The sequence below is a fragment of the Marinobacter sp. genome (assembly GCF_034669625.1).
In the GTDB taxonomy this organism is placed as follows: Bacteria; Pseudomonadota; Gammaproteobacteria; order Pseudomonadales; family Oleiphilaceae; genus Marinobacter.
In genome coordinates, this window is the sequence record NZ_JAXMOY010000020.1 from 22,368 (window position 1) to 38,256 (window position 15,889).

General features: G+C 53.9%; 14 protein-coding genes. 6 read left to right on the plus strand and 8 right to left on the minus strand.

All coding sequences use genetic code 11. The features are described from left to right. Positions 1-7: 7 nt before the first annotated feature. The 4 genes from VOI14_RS14070 to VOI14_RS14085 form a co-directional block, all read right to left on the minus strand. The gene (locus VOI14_RS14070; RefSeq protein WP_323752676.1) at positions 8-955 is read right to left on the minus strand and encodes an alpha-L-glutamate ligase-like protein; all 948 of its coding nucleotides are present in this window, start codon (positions 953-955) and stop codon (positions 8-10) included. A gap of 1 nt (position 956) precedes the next feature. Then, entirely contained in the window at positions 957-2,474 is a 1,518-nt protein-coding gene (locus VOI14_RS14075) for an inactive transglutaminase family protein (protein WP_133006045.1), read from the minus strand. After that, complete coding sequence (locus VOI14_RS14080) at positions 2,471-3,274, minus strand: ATP-dependent zinc protease (RefSeq protein ID WP_323752677.1); 804 nt, start codon at positions 3,272-3,274, stop codon at positions 2,471-2,473. Before VOI14_RS14080 ends, VOI14_RS14075 begins: the two co-directional genes overlap by 4 nt. A 137-nt stretch (positions 3,275-3,411) precedes the next feature. Next, positions 3,412-3,795 carry a hypothetical protein gene (locus VOI14_RS14085; RefSeq protein WP_323752678.1) on the minus strand — a complete coding sequence of 128 codons (384 nt, stop codon included), beginning with the start codon at positions 3,793-3,795 and terminating at the stop codon, positions 3,412-3,414. A 314-nt stretch (positions 3,796-4,109) separates the two neighbouring features. Here VOI14_RS14085 and rmuC point away from each other — a divergent pair, with 314 nt between their 5' ends. Both rmuC and VOI14_RS14095 read left to right on the plus strand, forming a co-directional pair. Beyond that, a complete protein-coding gene (gene rmuC / locus VOI14_RS14090; protein WP_323752679.1) occupies positions 4,110-5,567 on the plus strand; it encodes a DNA recombination protein RmuC in 1,458 nt (485 codons plus the stop codon). 4 nt (positions 5,568-5,571) lie between these two features. After that, positions 5,572-6,450 (plus strand): hypothetical protein, encoded by an 879-nt coding sequence (locus VOI14_RS14095; RefSeq protein ID WP_323752680.1) that lies wholly within the window; start codon positions 5,572-5,574, stop codon positions 6,448-6,450. Between the two features lie 4 nt (positions 6,451-6,454). Here VOI14_RS14095 and VOI14_RS14100 read toward each other — a convergent pair whose 3' ends face one another. After that, the gene (locus tag VOI14_RS14100; protein WP_323752681.1) at positions 6,455-7,477 is read right to left on the minus strand and encodes an AraC family transcriptional regulator; all 1,023 of its coding nucleotides are present in this window, start codon (positions 7,475-7,477) and stop codon (positions 6,455-6,457) included. 187 nt (positions 7,478-7,664) lie between these two features. On the opposite strand from VOI14_RS14100, the gene VOI14_RS14105 reads away from it, so the two are divergent. Continuing rightward, positions 7,665-8,723 (plus strand): CaiB/BaiF CoA-transferase family protein, encoded by a 1,059-nt coding sequence (locus VOI14_RS14105; protein ID WP_323752682.1) that lies wholly within the window; start codon positions 7,665-7,667, stop codon positions 8,721-8,723. 75 nt (positions 8,724-8,798) lie between these two features. Here the strand turns inward: VOI14_RS14105 and VOI14_RS14110 are convergent, their stop codons facing one another. Beyond that, positions 8,799-11,603 (minus strand): hypothetical protein, encoded by a 2,805-nt coding sequence (locus tag VOI14_RS14110; protein WP_323752683.1) that lies wholly within the window; start codon positions 11,601-11,603, stop codon positions 8,799-8,801. Between the two features lie 471 nt (positions 11,604-12,074). Between VOI14_RS14110 and VOI14_RS14115 the strand changes: the two genes are divergently transcribed. Further along, complete coding sequence (locus tag VOI14_RS14115; RefSeq protein WP_223133710.1) at positions 12,075-13,589, plus strand: fumarate hydratase; 1,515 nt, start codon at positions 12,075-12,077, stop codon at positions 13,587-13,589. A 42-nt stretch (positions 13,590-13,631) separates the two neighbouring features. On the opposite strand, the gene VOI14_RS14120 is transcribed toward VOI14_RS14115, so the two are convergent. Together VOI14_RS14120 and VOI14_RS14125 are read right to left on the minus strand one after the other, a co-directional pair. Further along, a complete protein-coding gene (locus VOI14_RS14120) occupies positions 13,632-13,955 on the minus strand; it encodes an MGMT family protein (RefSeq protein ID WP_323752684.1) in 324 nt (107 codons plus the stop codon). Positions 13,956-13,978: 23 nt separating this feature from the next. Beyond that, the gene (locus VOI14_RS14125; RefSeq protein ID WP_323752685.1) at positions 13,979-14,740 is read right to left on the minus strand and encodes an SDR family oxidoreductase; all 762 of its coding nucleotides are present in this window, start codon (positions 14,738-14,740) and stop codon (positions 13,979-13,981) included. Between the two features lie 128 nt (positions 14,741-14,868). On the opposite strand from VOI14_RS14125, the gene VOI14_RS14130 reads away from it, so the two are divergent. Together VOI14_RS14130 and groES are read left to right on the plus strand one after the other, a co-directional pair. Next, entirely contained in the window at positions 14,869-15,381 is a 513-nt protein-coding gene (locus VOI14_RS14130; RefSeq protein ID WP_323752686.1) for an FxsA family protein, read from the plus strand. 196 nt (positions 15,382-15,577) lie between these two features. Then, positions 15,578-15,865 carry a co-chaperone GroES gene (gene groES / locus VOI14_RS14135; protein ID WP_114333243.1) on the plus strand — a complete coding sequence of 96 codons (288 nt, stop codon included), beginning with the start codon at positions 15,578-15,580 and terminating at the stop codon, positions 15,863-15,865. Positions 15,866-15,889: the final 24 nt, after the last annotated feature.

The window sequence follows — 15,889 nt, forward strand, 5'->3', positions numbered from 1 at the left end:
CCAGTTGTTACATGCGGCTGAAGGTCTTCATCGCAAACTGTGCCCTTTCGCGTGGGCTGAAGTGAGGGCGTTTCAATCCTTCAATGGCGTTCAGACGGGGCATCAAACCACAGCCATTAGCCATCTGAATCGCTAACCCGGGACGGGCATTCAGCTCCAGGAGTAATGGGCCTTGGTGGGCGTCTACCACTAAGTCCACGCCCATGTAGCCCAGTCCGGTCGCTTCATAACAGCGAGAGGCCATTTCCAGCATGTTCTCCCAAGACTCGATTTGAATGTTCTCGAGCGCCAGTCCGGTATCCGGGTGCAGTGTAATCGGGCGGTTAAACTGAACCGCGTTCAAACTTCGTCCTGTGCCAAGGTCTAAACCAACTCCGACTGCGCCTTGGTGCAGGTTCGCTTTGCCGTCTGAGGCCTTGGTGGCCAATCTCAGCATGGCCATGACGGGGTATCCCTGAAACACGATAATGCGAATGTCCGGCACGCCTTGGAACGAGTACTTGGCGAGTTGGGGTGATGATTCCACTAGGTCTTCCACGATCGCGACATCGGGGGTGCCGGCCAGAGAATACAGCCCGGCCAGAATGTTGGTCAGGTGTCGCTCAAGCATGGCGACAGGGATCCGGGCGCCAGAGGCTTTGACGAAGTCGTCTCCATCGCGCCCTGTGACCACCGTGATGCCTTTTCCGCCTGAGCCTTTGGCAGGTTTGATGGCAAAACCGTTAAGGTCGGCAGCCATCTCCCGGAAGTGCGAAATTTCGTGTTGTTGGCGAACCACCTGAAGTAACTTCGGGGTTTTAACGTCGTATTCACCGACGGCCAGCTTGGTCTTCAGTTTGTTATCGACCAGAGGATACGAAGAACGGTCATTGTACCGGGCAATGTAATCCACATTGCGCCGGTTCATGTTCAGCATCCCGATCCGGTTCAGTCTGCGTGGGGAAATCCAGTCCATATCAGTCGTAGGCCTTCATCGGGTTGAATCGACGAAGCTCGCTGAGTTTGTAGCCGGTGTATTGGCCCATCAGCAAAATCAGCCCCAGGATGACGAGATGAAGTTCGGGGAAGTTAAAGGTTAAATGACCGGCCAGAGGTCTGCTCATGGCAAGGTAGGCGCAAATGGCAACGAACAGGCTGCCTGCACCTTGAACAACGACCTCCCGAGGACCTTCCTCTTCCCAGAGGATCGACATGCGCTCGATGGTCCACGCTATGATCACCGTAGGGAAGAAGGTGACGGTCATGCCGGTATTAAAGCCCATTTGATATCCGACGATGCTCAAACCCGCAGTAATGAATATTACCAGAATGATCAGGGCTGAGATTCGGGAAACGAGCAGCAGGTTCAGGCTTGATAGGTAGCCTCTGAGCAGCAGCCCGATGGCAACAACTGACAGAAAAGCGATCAGCCCGGGCACCAGAGTGGTTTGGACAAAAGCGACGGCAATCAATACGGGCATAAAGGTGCCCGAGGTGCGAATACCGATTACCATGCGCATGAACGCGACCATTAATGCTCCGATCGGCAGCAGCAGGAGCATCCGGAACATACTCTGCTCTTCAATGGGAAGCTGGTAGAAGCTTAGAGCACTCAGTCCATTAGAGGCCGCTTCACGCGCTGCTAGCTGTAGAGCGGGGATGGTTTGGCGGAGCATGGAAAAGCTCACTTGGGAGGTGTCGCCACCGACTACATCGAGCAGCGATTCAGAACCCTGACGCCAAAGCAGAAGGTTTTCTGGTACGCCTTGCTCTGCCGTGCGCGGATCAAACGTCAGCCAGCGCTCGCCATTGAATATTTGAAGGAAGGGCACAAGATGCTGGCGCCTACGAGCATCCTCAAGTTTCAAAGCATCCGCTGTGCGAGCCGCGATACCCGCATGGTTAAGCATGCGAACCAATACCTGAAGGTAGTTTTCATCAGAGACCAGCATGGTGGAATTTTGAGTGCGGTTATCCGGTTGCATCAGTGTGATCAGTTCCCGGGTCAGACTTTCCGGAGAGCTTGATCGCTCTGTTGCCTGGTTCAGCAGCTCTCTTACGGCGGTCGCTTGGGGTTCTTCCCAAAAGACTGTATAGGGCTTCGGCACACGGGTCGGAGGTTGTTGAACGATCGTTTCATCAGGAACGAATTGGGTTTTGAAGTAGAGCGTTTGTGGGCCGGCCACTTCTCGTTTGGTCCATTCCGCGCGTCGGCCGCCGTTGTTCTCGAGAATAGAAAAGCCGTAACCCGGTGACGCGGCCTGCTCGGTCAAAATACGGAAGCCGGGAGGTTGTTGTGGCACATGTAAGTTGACCTGTGCAGAGTCACCATACCCTTGGAAGTCCACTCGGGCTTCAACCATCCATACCGGTTGCTGTTCACCGGTCATCCACGGGATGCCCATTTCGAAATGTCGCCACGTTGCAACGGACAGCCCCGCGGTGATGAGAAGAAACACAGCAACATAAAATGGAATGCGGGACCTCACGGTCATGCGTCATCTCCCTTAGGGGCTTTGTTAAGGTAGCTTTTAGGGAGTTCGGTAGCGAACTCTTTGCCGACATCGATTAACATGACATCTCGCAACACATTACGACCAATTAATACTTCGTAGGTGAGGTTTGTTCGATCTGCCAGTGTAAATTCGGCAACTTGCTCATGGTCGCCAATGGCGAATTGAAGCTCCACCACAACGCGCCGCTCCGCCTCATCAGCGGCGGATTGTATGATTTTGACTCGGCGGGAGATTTCTTTCTCCAGAGTCACCCACTCTTCAGCCGATGTACCAGGAACCGGGACTTCAAATCTGACCCAGTTGCCGCCATCGCGTTCAAATCGCTTTACGTTTCGGGCGTTTATTGACGAAGTCTCAGCACCACTGTCGATACGGGCGGTGTAGACCGTGTCGGAGTCCGCCAGGTATAACTTCTCGACTTCCCCTACAACAACTTTGCCTTTCAGGCGGTCTGCTCGGCCGGGATCTTTGGGGACAGAGGGGCAACTGCGCTGCACAACCGGGGGGCAGGTGGGTTTTTCAACCTGAGTGGCTATGGCGTCCAGAATCGTTTGTGTGGATTGCTGTTGGTGGTCCAGCATTTGTTCGTGACGTACACCGGCGTTATTTTCCATCGTCACGAGTGTGGCTCGCTGATTGTTTAGCGAGGCACGCATGTCATCGACCCCTTCCTTGGGAACCATGAAGTATTGGTCGGCGGTACATCCGGACAGAGCCAGAATAAGCGCTGTCATACCGAAAGCAATTATTGGTCGAGGTTTGAAGAACCTGTCACCCATGTATATCCCCTGAATTGACTGAGCGATAAACCGGTCGTGGAGTTTTTCCGGTCAGCCTTCATTGTGTTGTCGTTCAGGAACGTGAGTATACAGCAAGCGGAATGTTCTGCGCCTTTACAGATGGTTAAGGCGCGGGCTTATTTGCCAAGAAATGAACCAGTTCCGAGGGTGGTTTCGGAGCGAAGGTACTCCTGAATCACCGGCGAACAATTGAGGTAGAACAGCAGGAGTTCGCGCTGTATGTCCTGGTCCTGAATGCGGGAGGCATAGCTGATGACGTCTTTAAGTGTTTCGTCATTCGCAGCAGGGTTGTCCGGTGCGGTAAAGGTGTGATCGTAACGGTCGCGCATTAACTGGTTAAGCCGTTCGAGGTGAAATTCGCCAGTATGGGTGATGTGAGGCAGCATTTTGGCACCACTGCGGCGCCCAGGTGTTTGACCTTGTGCCCAGCACGATCCATCTGCAGTGGTATTCGTTTGCAGAAAGTCTGATCCCAGTTTTCTCCAGAGTTCTTTCAACATGCTCTAGTCCTGCTGGTGAGCACTTGGCTAGCTAGCCATCCGTAAATAGATAGCAATTTCATTCTTTTTAGATGAATTTACGCCATGCGTCTATAGCCTTTGAGGCGAATTACCTTAAATGCCAAACAGTCGAGCCTGCTTTTGCGGGGTTGGCCCAATATCCCCCAAAAGATAAATCCCTGGGGTAGACTGTCACGTTCTGACTATTGATAACCGCCTTGATTCACCAGATGCATGCTTAGGAGTTGCCGCCAGTGGTAGAGGGATTCGCTCAGTTCAGTACAACTAACCCGCAAATTATCTTGGGAGGAAGCGTGGCGCTGCTGGTCGCCTTCTGCGGGCTGCTTGGGCTACTGATCCATAAAACATCCAGAATGAATGCGTTGCGCGGTGTGCTAGAGCAGACAGAGCAAGCTGTTTGCGAAGCGGACGAGCGACGGAGGGCGGTTGATCAAGCGCAAGCGTTGCATGAGCAGGAAGTGCAGTATCTCGAAAATACTCTGGCGGAGAAGCAGGCGCAGGTAGAGAAACTTGAGCGTGCCGTAGACAGTTGGCGGGATCAGGTCTCCACTCTGAAGGCAGACCTTCGAGAGCAAGAGGTCACGCTGGCCAAGGAGCGCCGGGCCGCCAACGAAAAACTGGAGCTGTTGGAAAAGAACCGCGATAGCCTCAAACAGGAATTTGAGAACCTGGCGAATCGTATATTTGATCAGAAAAGCGAGCGATTCAGTCAGCAATCAAAATCCAGTCTGGACTCGTTGCTTAATCCTTTCCGGGATCAGCTTCAGGATTTCCGCAAACGGGTAGAAGATGTCTACACCACTGAAACCCGAGACCGCCAGGCACTGCGAAGTGAAATTAAATCCCTACAAGATCTGAACCGGCAAATTACCGAAGAAGCGGCTAATCTGACTAAAGCGTTGAAGGGCGATAAGAAGGTTCAGGGTAACTGGGGCGAGTTGATTCTCGAAAGGGTGCTTGAGCGTTCAGGATTGCGCAAAGGGATCGAGTACGAAACCCAGGGTAGTTATCGCGATAGCGACAATCAGTTGCTGCGACCGGATGTGATCGTTCACCTGCCAGACCAACGCAATCTGGTGGTTGATTCCAAAGTGTCGCTGGTGGCCTACCAGCAATGGGTCATCGCCGACGATGAGGAGGCTCGGGAGCAAGCCCTGAAACACCACGTTGAAGCGGTGAGAAACCATATTCGAAGCCTGAGCGAGAAAGATTACAGTCAGCTCAATGGGCTGCACTCACCGGACTTCGTTTTGTTGTTCATGCCCATCGAACCGGCGTTTGTGGCTGCTTTTCAGCAAGATGATAACTTGTTCGCTGAAGCATTCGATAGAAAGATTATTGTGGTAACGCCCACCACCTTATTGGCGACATTGCGCACCATCGAAAACATCTGGCGTTATGAGCGGCAGAGTCAGAACGCTCGTCGTATTGCCGATCGTGCGGGTGCGGTGTACGACAAGTTGAGGGTGTTTGTGGAAGCCATGGAGCGGCTTGGCAGCCAACTACATACGGCGCAGGGCACGTATGATAATGCGATGAATACCCTGACCCGAGGCCGTGGTAATCTGATCTCTCAGGCTAACCGGTTTGTGGAGTTGGGCGTTAGGGTAAAAAAGGAGCTGCCGAAAAGTATTGTTGAGCAAGCCGAAGTGGATGCCGATGATGTTGAGGGTGTGGACCAGGTCGAGTCCCGCCGTGATTCTGAGTCAGCGGACATGATCACAAGCAGCACCGATAGTCATCAGGAGTAACAGTATGTTGTTAACACGTAAGCGGCGTACGCCGGCGGCCCGTTCATGGTTCGTCGGATTGGTGTTGTTCTGTTCATTGATTGGCGCCGGTCAGGCTCAGGCGCTGGAACCAGAACACGAAATTCGCCGGCTCATGCTGGCGACCGAAGACGCCGTGGGCGCTGAGCGCTGGAGTGAAGCAGGCGAGTATCTGAACAGGCTTCAGGCCATGAAAGGCGAGAAACCCGCCGAATATTTGTATTACCGTGGCAGGGCCATGCTGCAAGCCAAACATTTCAATGAAGCACGCTCTGCTCTTGAAGGATACGTGAGTCGTGTCGGAGCGGAAGGCCAGCATTATCAGCAGTCACTGACGCTGATCACGGATATCGAGAAACAAAGCAAAGCGAACGCCCGCGCATTAGTTGAAGGTGAATTGGCTGCTAAAGAGCCGGTGGCGGTGATCGAGCCCGCCGGCGGAGAAAATCTGGCAAGCCTGCGCAGGTTGTATCTTGCGAAGACCGATCGAGAAGCGCTTTCCATTCATCTGAATGCCTTACTGGATGCCAACGGTTGGCGAAAAGACAAAGCCGTTGTGCGATTGGATAGGCCGGCGGATATTCAATATCGGGTGACCATCAATGGCAGCGAGCTTACGATCCAGCAGGTGCGACGGGAAATCGACGGTAAGCTGGTTCGTACAACCAGTCCCTTGCCAGTCTATGGTGTGAATCCTCAGCCTCGCTGGGATTGTGAGGCTGTCGTAGGCGCATGCTGGATATACGATCCACGGGACGGTTCGCGTCTGTTCCAACTGGCTCCGAATCAGGCAAAAGTCAGTGAAATTGCCCAAACTTTGGGGCGCCTCATTCGTAACCTGCAGCAAGGTAACTCAGGTAATTGAGCGTTTAGCTCGTAGCTAGATTGCCCCGTTCGCCATCACGCCAGGCGCCCGGGGTAACGCCAGTCCACTTTTTAAACGCACGGTGGAAGGTAGACGGTTCGGTGAAACCCACGCGCTCCGCGATATCATTAATCGGTAAGTCTTGATGGCTCAGGTAATAGATGGCCATATCCCGCCGAAGTAAATCCTTGATCTCTTGAAACGACGTATTCTCTTGCTTGAGCCGCCGCCTTAACGTTTGCGGGCTGGTGTGCAGTTCTTGGGCTATCCAGTCGAAGTCTGGCATAGGCGCTGAGAAATCCCGGCCAATCAAGCCACGAATACGGCCTGTCCAAGTGTTGCTTTCATCGGGGCGGGATAACAAATCCGCTGGTGAGGTTTTCAGAAATTGGTACATCTCGGGCTTGTCCCGAATCACCGGTGCCGACAGAAAACGTTTGTTGAAGGTGAGGGCGGTGCAGTCCGATTCGAACGCCAGCGGGCACCGGAAAACATGCCGTAATTCATCGCCGTGCTCCGGTCTGGGGTAGTGGAACTCTGCTTTCTCAAGCTCCACGGGTTGCCCAATCAGCCAGCTGGCGAGCCGGTGCCAGATCACAGGCACGCTTTCTTGAAGGAAATGGTCTGGGTCGCAATATTCTCCTTCAATCTTTGATACAAGGCGGGCGTTGTTTTCGTGAACCTCAAGCATCATGCCAGCCATGGGCTCGAACAGGCGTGAAAACTGGTAAGTTTTCCGCAACACCTCTTCCAATGTCTGACAGTTAATCGCCAGTTCACACATGGTGGCGAAGGTGCCTGATCTGGCTCGCCGTGGCCCCATGCCCATCAACTCATCGCCAGTTCTGGCCCAGATGACTTGCATCAATCGGCTGAATTGGTCGCTGTTTACTCGTGCTTTTTCTATGCGCAACAAGTCGGGTGAGATTCCGGCATCCAGCAACATCTCACGAACATCCAGACCCAAGCGCTCAGCGCCCGTGAGGGATGCTTCAACAAAGTGTTTGGAAACCGTAAGTGCAGACATAAATGAACCTTTTGCGAGACGACATTCATCATAAGTGCCCGCAAAGACAATGCAACCGCTCGAATGACCGAGAAGATGGAAGATTTTGCCAATGGGATTGGCCAAACCGGTAGTTGGCCAGAGCGTGAAAAAACGGCAGCATGAAGTTATGCGCAAATAACGACTAACAAAACAGCAGGAGATTGCCGTGTCAGCCCCTCTGAATGCACTGAAAGTTCTTGATTTCAGCACGTTACTACCCGGACCTTACGCCACCATGATGTTGGCCGATATGGGCGCCGACGTGCTTCGCGTTGAAGCGCCAGACAGAGTGGACTTGGTGAAAGTGATCCCACCGTTTGATGGTAAGTTCAGCACGGCGTATTCCTACCTTGGCCGTGGCAAGCAAACCCTTCAGCTCAACCTGAAGCAAGAAGGCAGCGCCGACAAGATCAAAGAGTTGGTTAAGGAGTACGACGTGGTGGTGGAACAATTCCGCCCCGGCGTGATGGACCGCCTCGGCATTGGTTACGAGACACTCAAAACCATCAACCCCAAGCTGATCTATTGCGCCATCACCGGATACGGCCAAACCGGCCCATACAAAGACCGGGCCGGGCACGATATTAATTACCTTGCGATATCCGGTGTCGCCAGCCATTGCGGACGAGCGGACAGCGGCCCGCCGCCCATGGGTATTCAGATAGCCGACGTAGCGGGCGGCTCCCATCATGCAGTAATGGGCATACTTGCAGCCGTTATAAAACGCCAGCAGACTGGTGAGGGCGCATTCGTAGATATCAGCATGACCGATACCGCTTTTGCGATGAATGCCATGGCCGGTGCCGCCGCCATAGCGGGTGGTCAGACCCAGAAACCCGAAAGTGGCATGCTCAATGGCGGCACCTTCTACGACTATTACCAGACCAGCGATGGCCGCTGGCTGTCCGTAGGCAGTCTGGAACCTCAATTCTCGGCTCGCTTGTGTGACGTTTTGGAAATTCCTGAGATGAAAAGTTTCGCATTGAGTCAGAGCCCGGAACAGCAGCAGGCGCTAAAGAACGCCATTAAACAGAAAGTAGCGTTGAAAACCTTTGCCGAGTGGCGCGAGATTTTTGCCGAGGTGGATGCCTGTGTGGAGCCGGTGCTGACGATTGAGGAGGCGGCGGAGCATCCGCAGATGAAAGCGCGGGGGATGGTTGTTGAAAGGGATCGGGGGGATGGTGTTGGGCAGAGGCAGTTGGGGTTGCCCATCCGGTTTGGTTGAGTGGCTAGCCTTCCTGTTAAGCATAAAAAACCGACCCAGTGGGTCGGTTTTTTATGCTTTAGACTTCTGGTGAATTTACGGTGCTACCGTGTCGTTAAGCAGCGTTAGTGTCTCCTGCACAAACGAAGCAAATCCTGCGTCCTGAGGGTCTACTGGGCCACTATGAGTACCGGCTGGAATGGTTGAAACGGCTGTTCCAGTCAATGCTAGGGGCTGGGTGCCGGCTAGCGGAGCGTTGAAGCTGTCGATCATCACATTGGCGCCGCTTTCTGTTGTGAAGTTGCCTTTGAGTGGTGCGCCTCCCCAAATAGCGTCAGCCGAGTTAGGAATAACGCTATCATTAGGCGCTTCTACTAGGGCCAGCGGTGTTGCCAGGGTGGCAAGGTTGTCCGCAAAGTTGATCGGATCCGCGGTATCAACGGCAGCCTGGAAGATATTGAAGTAGGTCTCCAAACTAGAATCACCCTGTGTCAGACCTGCAGCTGCTTGAAGGCCAGGCAAAATGCGTGGGGCGAAAGTAGGTGAGTTTTCCAGAGTGCGAACGACACCGCCGCCCGGCGTCAACAAGGCCGCACCCGCGATGTTGTTGAATGCTGACGGCAATGTGCCTTCAGGCGTTCCGTCAGTGATGGTGTCTTCTATTTGGTCGGCGTTAACCGCTGCTACGAATGGCGCGCCGGTTATGGTGCCAAGTGAATGACCGACAAAGAGTACGGGAGTGGTCGGGGTGATGGTAATGCTGCTCGTAGCGCTCAACGGAAGTTGGAGGCCAGCGAGACTCGCACGCAGGTTCATTTGATCCACAACGCTTTGACGAAGGTTGTCGCGAGTGCCCAAGAAGTTGGTCAGGTTGATGAACAGACTGCCTGAATCTCCTTCCGTTTCGGTCATTGGGCTGGGCACGCCGGGTTGCGCTGCGTAGAAGCCAAAGTGACGCTCGTTGCCGTCTTGTGGCGCAATTCCAGGAATGATACTGCCGCTATTTTCGACGGTATTCTCAGCTGAGGCTAGGAACTGTATTGCTGCGTCAAGGCTTGGGTTGCCTGATGTTCCCCCGCTGAGAACATCGTCAATCAATGACTGAGCATCAGTCGGATTGCTGGCCGCACCAGATTGGATTACAAACCCTATGTTCAGAGTGCCTGCGATCAGAGCACTAACGCTGGTTTCATCATTGGTCAAAGGAACTCCTGCCGCAATACCTCCATCGATCAATTGGGCTGCCAGTGCTTTCTGTGCGTCGGAATCTATAGGTGCAATACCATGAAGGGGCTGGTCCACAGCAACCACAACATACCCGTTAGCGGCCATGGCGCTGCCGATGGTTAGGGCTGTACTCCGATCAGTAGTGATGCCGTGTTGGAACAACACAACGCCTTTAATCGTTGGGTTCGCCGGGTAAAGCACCAATGCTGGAGCGTCTAAATCAGCTTGCTTTTTGGGGAAGGGGAAAATGTGGTTCACGGCCGTGGATACGGACGGGTCCGCTTGAGGAATGGATAGCCCTGTACCCGTGAATGCAGCGTTCAGTGCTGTTGCCAAGCCGTCGTCTGCGACCCAGGACTTGGTCACCAGGTCAGCACCTGACGTTCCCAAGTAGTAGGGAAGCTTGATTGTGCCTTGTAAAGCCAATACATCATTGGGTGCTAGGTTTGCTTGAGCGAGCGCTGTAAGGGTGCTTGAGGCTACGGCAGAAACTAGCTCAACCGGCGCAGGTGCACCCAGATCAAAGTCGCTCGCATCTCGGTTAATCGTTGTGGGTGTTGGTAGAGCGCCCGACGCAGCGAAGTTTGATGCAAGTGCAACAGCTGCGCAGTTGACGGCTATATCTCCACCTGGTGAGACGGTGGGCGAGCACGGCGCGCCGTCACCGTATAAAGTGGGTAGCGCTTCGACGGCTGTTTTCCCGCTATCACCAAGAGGGATTTTCGGGAACGCAGTAAAGGCACTATCTACAGTCGCCTTTACCGCCGTGTAATCAGCGGCTCCGCCCGCGACCGCTTGGGAGGCGGCAGATACTTTAATGAAGGATTTAAGTTGGTCTGCAAACCACGAAGCAGGCTCAGCAATGTACTGTAGCGCTTTCTCATCGTTAGACGTGGTGAAACTGTAGGTCAGCGCAATCTGGTCTTCAGTAATTGGAGAGCCAGTTGCCTTGGCGTAGGCAAGAGCTAACGGCTCCCAAAGTTTGTTGACCAGCGTTCTTACCGGGCCCAGTGCGTCGCTAAGCAGTCCGGCATTTGGGTTCTGTGCTGTTCCTTCGGCAGTTATGTTGGAGTAAATGGGATCTTGAATAATAGAGTCGCCGTTAACGTCTTTTACGTCGGTGGTGATCAGAACAACGTATCGCTTTTTGGGTTTGAGCGGCTCAAGCGGAAGGATGCGAATGGCAGAAGTGCCGTCCAGCGTTTCTACATCCGCTCTTGCCAAGACGGGGGTGCTGCCGACGGCCAGGCCCAGCGTAGGCGGTTCGCCTATAGAAAGGGCGCGCAGCGGGTCTTCACTACCGTAAGTCAGTTCGATCAGATGTACGGATTTGCCGTATACAACCGTACTGATGTCCAGTTGGCCATTGGTTTGAATAACCGCAGGAGCTACGGTTGATGCACCGGAGAGCTCGTTAAGCGCCGTTGTGACTGGTGGGCTGGAGTCGGCAACACCAAAGGTTCCATCGCCTTGTTCGCTATCAAAAATTAAGTCGTTGGGCAGAGGCAGTTTGCTCGTCGCCGGATTAAAAATCGGCCAAGTCTTCCCATCGATAGCGGTCTTTGTGTTTTTTGGGCTTGAATTTGCGTTCTTGTCGCTGCTGCCGCTATCAAAACAGCCCGTTAACCCAAGCGTAGAAGCCACGGCAAGACTTATTAGAGTTTTCTTGAACATGGGTGGAACCTTTTCCTGTTGTTGTATCGTTATATCCGGCGTAGACGGAACCGGTCGGCCCCTGAATTCCGCTCTGTTGCCTGTTCTGCTTATTTGTCTGAAATCCTGGCCAGCGCTTTAAACCAATTTCTGTAGCATCGACTATAGCGACACAGTGGCAAGTGTTGATCAGCCAAAAGTGTGATTCTTCGTTGTACTCCCTCCTCGCACAGTCGGAGTTGTCTCCTTGAAAAATAGAGTGCATATAGGGGTTTGTCGAGTTAACGGAGGTTGCAGTGGCTGGATTTAACAATTTGTTTCCAAAATGCCCAGAATGCCCCATGAATTCTGGCTAGCAGGGTTATAGTCTGTTTCGCCTTCCGTCGCATCGCTCGCTTGTCGAAATTTCTGGTAAACTCTCGCTTCCTTTATAAGCAGGGCCACTTTGGCGGTTCTGCGCACTTCCATAATCAGAAAGCTGATGAGGCGACTATGACCACCGTAATCCGCCAGGACGACCTGATCGAAAGCGTAGCCGATGCGCTGCAGTTTATTTCCTATTACCACCCGAAGGATTTCATTCAGGGCGTGTACGAGGCCTATAAGAGGGAAGAGTCTCAGGCGGCGAAAGACGCCATGGCCCAGATTCTCATCAACTCCCGCATGTGTGCCCAGGGCCATCGCCCGATTTGTCAGGACACCGGTATCGTGACCGTGTTCGTGAACATCGGTATGGATGTGAAGTTTGAGTGCGACAAAGCGCTGGACGACGTAATCAACGAGGGCGTTCGCCGTGCCTACACCCATCCGGACAACGTGCTGCGTGCGTCGGTACTGGCAGATCCGGACGGCAAGCGTCAGAACACCAAAGACAACACCCCCGCCATCATTCACTACAAGATGGTTCCGGGTAATACGGTTGAAGTGCACGTGGCAGCCAAGGGCGGCGGTTCTGAAGCAAAATCCAAGTTTGCCATGCTGAACCCGTCCGACTCGGTTGTAGAGTGGGTGCTGAAAATGATTCCTCAGATGGGTGCCGGCTGGTGTCCGCCTGGAATGCTGGGTATTGGTATCGGCGGTACCGCGGAAAAGGCGATGGAACTGGCGAAAGAATCCTTGCTGGACCCAATCGATATTCACGATCTGCAAGAGCGCGGTGCCTCTAACCGTGCCGAAGAGCTGCGTCTGGAGTTGTTCGAGAAAGTGAACGATCTGGGTATTGGTGCTCAAGGTCTGGGTGGTTTGACCACGGTCCTGGACGTGAAGGTGAAAGATTACCCGACTCACGCTGCCAATAAGCCGGTTGCGATTATTCCGAACTGTGCGGCGACTCGTCACGCGCACTTCACGTTGGATGGCACTGGCCCATCTCTGCAAACCCCGCCGAGCCTGGACGATTGGCCGGAAATTACCTGGGAAGTGGGTGAGAACGTTCGCCGTGTGAACTTGGATACCGTCACGCCGGAAGATGTGAAGGACTGGCAGCCGGGTGAAACCGTTCTGCTGTCTGGCAAGATGCTCACGGGCCGTGATGCGGCTCACAAGAAGATGGTCGACATGATCGAGCGTGGTGAAGAGCTGCCGGTCGATCTGAAAGGCCGTTTCATCTATTACGTGGGGCCGGTTGATCCGATTCGTGAAGAAGTCGTTGGTCCTGCGGGCCCGACCACCGCAACCCGGATGGATAAGTTCACCCGCACCATGCTGGATAAGACCGGCCTGACGGGCATGATTGGTAAGGCAGAGCGTGGTCAGATAGCGATTGATGCTATTAAAGAGTTTGGCGCGGTGTATTTGATGGCCGTTGGCGGTGCTGCTTACTTGGTGTCCAAGGCAATCAAAGGTGCAGAAGTGGTGGCCTTTGAAGAACTGGGTATGGAAGCCATCTACGAGTTTGAAGTGGAAGACATGCCGGTAACAGTGGCGGTCGACTCTCGTGGTAGCTCTGTGCACCAGACCGGCCCGGTTGAGTGGCAGGAAAAGATTATTGCGGCCAAGTCTGTGTGATCTGAGTCTTCTGTAAGATCAGTGGCAGCCCGGAACGAGCGTTCAGGGCTGCCACTGAAAGCGTTTCATCGATACCCTTCCTTTCAATACCTCCACCCCTTCCAGGCGCAACTGTTCGGTTTGCAGTTGGCGGGTTTCTGTACCTTCAGGAAAAGCAATCTGGCCGTTACTCCGGAGAACCCGGTACCAGGGGATGCTGTGGCCGGTGGGCAATTTGCCCAATGCCCGGCCAACAAAGCGGGCTTGGCGACCAAGACCCGCCATGGCGGCAACCTGACCGTAGCTGGCCACTTTCCCCGGAGGGATTGCGACCACTACTTGCCAGATTTTTTGTTCTTTGGTGGGTTCGTTTTCAATTTCGTCCACGTAGAACTCCGCGATTGCGTCGACTAGAGGCGGAGTGCGCCGTCGACTTCGATCATGCGACCGGATACGTAATCGTTCTCAAAGATGAACGCGGCTGCTGAGGCGATTTCTTCCGGCTTGCCCATGCGCTTGAGCGGAATGCCAGCCGTCATTTTTTCCAGAGCTTCCGGCTTCATGGAGGCGGTCATCTCGGTTTCAATGAAACCAGGGGCGATGCCCATGCAGCGGATGCCATAACGCGCCAGCTCTTTAGCCCATACTGGCACCAGTGCCGATACGCCGGCTTTGGCTGCAGAGTAGTTGCTCTGGCCCATGTTGCCGGCGCGTGAGATGGAGGCGATGTTGATGATGGCGCCTTTGTCACCGTTTTCGATCATGCGGGTGGCGGCTTCACGGCCACACAGGAACACGCCGGTGAGGTTGACGTCGATCACCGACTGCCATTGGTTCAGCTCCATGCGCTTCTCGACCTTGCCGTCTTTAACTTTCACCATCAGGCCGTCACGCAGGATACCGGCGTTGTTGATCAGGCCGTTTAGCTGGCCGAAGTCTGCGACAATGGCTTTGAAGGTGTTTTCTACGTCTTCTTCTTTGGCGACGTTGCAAACGTAGGCTTTGGCTTCGACACCGGCCTCTTTGCAGGCTTCAACCGCTTCGGCCAGTTTGTCTTCCATCAGATCGATCAGAGCGAGTTTGGCGCCTTTAGCTGCCAGATACTCGGCCATAGCGCGGCCGAGACCTTGGCCGCCACCAGTAATTGCAATTACGGAGTCTTGAAGTTTCATAGTTTGCCCTTAGTTAGGATCTCAATGGTGGTAAGAATTAACTGTGTGCCCGTGGCTTTGAGTCATTATTGTATGGCGCGGAGTATACCAGACGTTGCCGAACACACATTCACGAGCTCGAGGCCGATATGCCGGTTTTCCTTTTTCTGTTTATTGTCATGCCCGTTGCCGAACTGGTGGTGCTCATCAAGGTGGGGGGCGTGATCGGGGCGCTCAACACCATTGCGTTGGTGTTTCTGACGGCGATTGTGGGGGCTTGGTTGCTGAAAAAACAAGGACTTGCGACCCTGCTGCGTGCCAATCAGCGCCTCAATAGCGGTGAATTGCCCGCCAAAGAAGTTGCCGAAGGTCTGATTCTGGCCGTGGGTGGCGCGATGTTGCTGGCGCCCGGTTTTATCACCGATGCGTTTGGTTTTTTCTGTCTGCTGCCGGGTACTCGGCACTGGCTGGCCGCGCAGGCGATGAAGCGCATGGTGGTAGCGGGGCAAAGCCGAAGTTTCCACTTCCAGTCAGGTGCTGGATTTGGCGCGGGGCCGTTTGGGCCGCAGCGGCCGTTTGATCGTGATGCCGACGGCGACATCATTGAAGGCGAGTACAAAGATCAGACGGAATTCGACCGGGATAAGTTAGAAAAAAAGTAAAAAATTTTCATCGGGGGTGTTGAAAACGTGCCAGCCAGCCCCATTTAGTTTTCACAGATTCGCCGCGGGTCGAAAAGCTCTGTCTATCAGATGTTTGGAGACCGGGCAGTTTGTCAGGCCTGAGCTTTCCGGCCAGACATTTTTTAACAAGCAATTGTCATTGCCACATTAATCTGACTATTGGAGCAACCGAGCAATGAAGATTCGTCCGTTACACGACCGTGTTGTCGTACGCCGTAAGGAAGAAGAAGAGAAAACTGCAGGTGGCATCGTGCTGCCGGGTAACGCTAAAGAGAAGCCGTCTCAGGGCGAAGTTATCGCCGTGGGTAATGGTCGCATTCTCGAGAATGGCGAAACTCGTTCACTGGCAGTCAAAGTGGGTGACACCGTTGTTTTCGGCCAGTACGCCGGCAATACCGTGAAGGTAGACGGTGAAGAGCTGCTCATCATGAGCGAGAACGATATCTACGGCGTGCTTGAGTGATTGCCTAAGCGATCCGCACGAACG